Here is a 3,077-nt window from a genome sequence, read left to right on the forward strand (position 1 = left end):
CGCCAAAACAGCTTCGGCGTTGTAAGGTTAAGCCTCACGGTTCATTAGTACCGGTTAGCTCAACGCATCGCTGCGCTTACACACCCGGCCTATCAACGTCGTCGTCTTCAACGTTCCTTCAGGAGACTTAAAGTCTCAGGGAGAACTCATCTCGGGGCAAGTTTCGTGCTTAGATGCTTTCAGCACTTATCTCTTCCGCATTTAGCTACCGGGCAGTGCCATTGGCATGACAACCCGAACACCAGTGATGCGTCCACTCCGGTCCTCTCGTACTAGGAGCAGCCCCCCTCAGTTCTCCAGCGCCCACGGCAGATAGGGACCGAACTGTCTCACGACGTTCTAAACCCAGCTCGCGTACCACTTTAAATGGCGAACAGCCATACCCTTGGGACCTACTTCAGCCCCAGGATGTGATGAGCCGACATCGAGGTGCCAAACACCGCCGTCGATATGAACTCTTGGGCGGTATCAGCCTGTTATCCCCGGAGTACCTTTTATCCGTTGAGCGATGGCCCTTCCATTCAGAACCACCGGATCACTAAGACCTGCTTTCGCACCTGCTCGAGCCGTCACTCTCGCAGTCAAGCTAGCTTATGCCTTTGCACTAACCTCCTGATGTCCGACCAGGATTAGCCAACCTTCGTGCTCCTCCGTTACTCTTTAGGAGGAGACCGCCCCAGTCAAACTACCCACCAGACACTGTCCGCAACCCGGATCACGGGTCTACGTTAGAACACCAGCCATTAAAGGGTGGTATTTCAAGGTTGGCTCCACGCAGACTGGCGTCCACGCTTCAAAGCCTCCCACCTATCCTACACATCAAGGACCAGTGTTCAGTGTCAAGCTATAGTAAAGGTTCACGGGGTCTTTCCGTCTTGCCGCGGGTACACTGCATCTTCACAGCGAGTTCAATTTCACTGAGTCTCGGGTGGAGACAGCCTGGCCATCATTACGCCATTCGTGCAGGTCGGAACTTACCCGACAAGGAATTTCGCTACCTTAGGACCGTTATAGTTACGGCCGCCGTTTACCGGGGCTTCGATCAAGAGCTTCTCCCTAAGGATAACCCCATCAATTAACCTTCCGGCACCGGGCAGGCGTCACACCGTATACGTCCACTTTCGTGTTTGCACAGTGCTGTGTTTTTAATAAACAGTTGCAGCCAGCTGGTATCTTCGACTGATTTCAGCTCCACGAGCAAGTCGCTTCACCTACATATCAGCGTGCCTTCTCCCGAAGTTACGGCACCATTTTGCCTAGTTCCTTCACCCGAGTTCTCTCAAGCGCCTTGGTATTCTCTACCTGACCACCTGTGTCGGTTTGGGGTACGATTTGATGTTACCTGATGCTTAGAGGCTTTTCCTGGAAGCAGGGCATTTGTTACTTCAGCACCGTAGTGCCTCGTCATCACACCTCAGCGTTAAAAAGAGTCCGGATTTACCTAAACTCTCCGCCTACATGCTTAAACCGGGACAACCGTCGCCCGGCCAACATAGCCTTCTCCGTCCCCCCTTCGCAGTAACACCAAGTACAGGAATATTAACCTGTTTCCCATCGACTACGCCTTTCGGCCTCGCCTTAGGGGTCGACTCACCCTGCCCCGATTAACGTTGGACAGGAACCCTTGGTCTTCCGGCGAGCGGGCTTTTCACCCGCTTTATCGTTACTTATGTCAGCATTCGCACTTCTGATACCTCCAGCAAACCTCACAGTTCACCTTCAACGGCTTACAGAACGCTCCCCTACCCAACAACACATAGTGTCGCTGCCGCAGCTTCGGTGCATGGTTTAGCCCCGTTACATCTTCCGCGCAGGCCGACTCGACCAGTGAGCTATTACGCTTTCTTTAAATGATGGCTGCTTCTAAGCCAACATCCTGGCTGTCTGTGCCTTCCCACATCGTTTCCCACTTAACCATGACTTTGGGACCTTAGCTGGCGGTCTGGGTTGTTTCCCTCTTCACGACGGACGTTAGCACCCGCCGTGTGTCTCCCGTGATAACATTCTTCGGTATTCGCAGTTTGCATCGGGTTGGTAAGTCGGGATGACCCCCTAGCCGAAACAGTGCTCTACCCCCGAAGATGAATTCACGAGGCGCTACCTAAATAGCTTTCGGGGAGAACCAGCTATCTCCCGGTTTGATTGGCCTTTCACCCCCAGCCACAAGTCATCCGCTAATTTTTCAACATTAGTCGGTTCGGTCCTCCAGTTAGTGTTACCCAACCTTCAACCTGCCCATGGCTAGATCACCGGGTTTCGGGTCTATACCCTGCAACTTAACGCCCAGTTAAGACTCGGTTTCCCTTCGGCTCCCCTATTCGGTTAACCTTGCTACAGAATATAAGTCGCTGACCCATTATACAAAAGGTACGCAGTCACCCCATAAAAGAGGCTCCCACTGCTTGTACGTACACGGTTTCAGGTTCTTTTTCACTCCCCTCGCCGGGGTTCTTTTCGCCTTTCCCTCACGGTACTGGTTCACTATCGGTCAGTCAGGAGTATTTAGCCTTGGAGGATGGTCCCCCCATATTCAGACAGGATACCACGTGTCCCGCCCTACTCTTCGAGTTCACAACACATGCACTTTTGTGTACGGGGCTTTCACCCTGTATCGCCGGACTTTCCAGACCGTTCCACTACCACACATGCTGATTCAGACTCTGGGCTGCTCCCCGTTCGCTCGCCGCTACTGGGGGAATCTCGGTTGATTTCTTTTCCTCGGGGTACTTAGATGTTTCAGTTCCCCCGGTTCGCTTCATTACGCTATGTATTCACGTAATGATAGTGTGACGAATCACACTGGGTTTCCCCATTCGGAAATCGCCGGTTATAACGGTTCATATCACCTTACCGACGCTTATCGCAGATTAGCACGTCCTTCATCGCCTCTGACTGCCAGGGCATCCACCGTGTACGCTTAGTCGCTTAACCTCACAACCCGAAGATGTTTCGTAAAACACCACCGTGTTGCGAAAATTTGAGAGACTCGGACACACTGCTTTTCATTTCTTATTACGGAGAAATGAAACAGTGTGTCGTTTCAATTTTCAGCTTGATCCAGATTTTTAAAGAGCAAA

Annotated in this window: 1 rRNA gene; it reads right to left on the minus strand. The window is 52.1% G+C overall.

Annotation, left to right across the window (positions count from 1 at the left end):
- Positions 1 to 23 precede the first annotated feature (23 nt).
- Positions 24 to 2,931: ribosomal RNA gene (locus CJP72_RS09635) — 23S ribosomal RNA — on the minus strand.
- Positions 2,932 to 3,077: the final 146 nt, after the last annotated feature.

It is taken from the genome of Citrobacter sp. NCU1, from assembly GCF_010231475.1.
Classification (GTDB): domain Bacteria; phylum Pseudomonadota; class Gammaproteobacteria; order Enterobacterales; family Enterobacteriaceae; genus Citrobacter_D.